This window comes from Priestia sp. TSO9, from assembly GCF_021029645.1.
In the GTDB taxonomy this organism is placed as follows: Bacteria; Bacillota; Bacilli; order Bacillales; family Bacillaceae_H; genus Priestia; species Priestia megaterium_E.
In genome coordinates this window covers 1-434 of the sequence record NZ_JAJEKD010000037.1, presented here as the reverse complement: position 1 = coordinate 434, position 434 = coordinate 1, and the positions used below count along the sequence as shown (strand labels likewise).

At 42.4% G+C, this 434-nt stretch carries 1 protein-coding gene; it reads right to left on the bottom strand.

From position 1 onward, the window contains the following. Positions 1 to 434, bottom strand: a 434-nt coding sequence (locus LJC66_RS27440) for a serine hydrolase (RefSeq protein WP_230933929.1), incomplete at both ends; no start/stop codon positions are given.

Sequence of the window (434 nt, the reverse complement as noted above, 5' to 3'; positions counted from 1 at the left end):
TCGTATCATGAGTTTCACCTGGATTCACTTCATTTAAATCTGGCTCAAATCGCTCAGGGTTGGTTACATTATCACCCATTTCCTCCAGTGCCTTTTTAAACCCAGCCGGTCCACCCAGTTGTTTCAGGATAAGGTTTCCAGCTGTATTGTCACTGTATCGAAGAGAAGCATCGGCAAGCTCCTTCAGGGTCATCCCCGTATCAACATGCTTTTCTGTGATCGGATTATAATTGACAAGATCCCCACGTGTATAGGTAATTCTTTGATTCAGCTCTTCTATTGACTTCTGTTGTAAAAGTGCTCCTACAGCTAGAGCCTTATGAGTGGATGCATAAGCAAAACGCTCATCTGGATGATAGGTTACTGTTTGATTTGTACCAGTATCCAGCGCAAAGACACCAAGTTTAACATCATATTCTTCTTCAAGCTTGGAA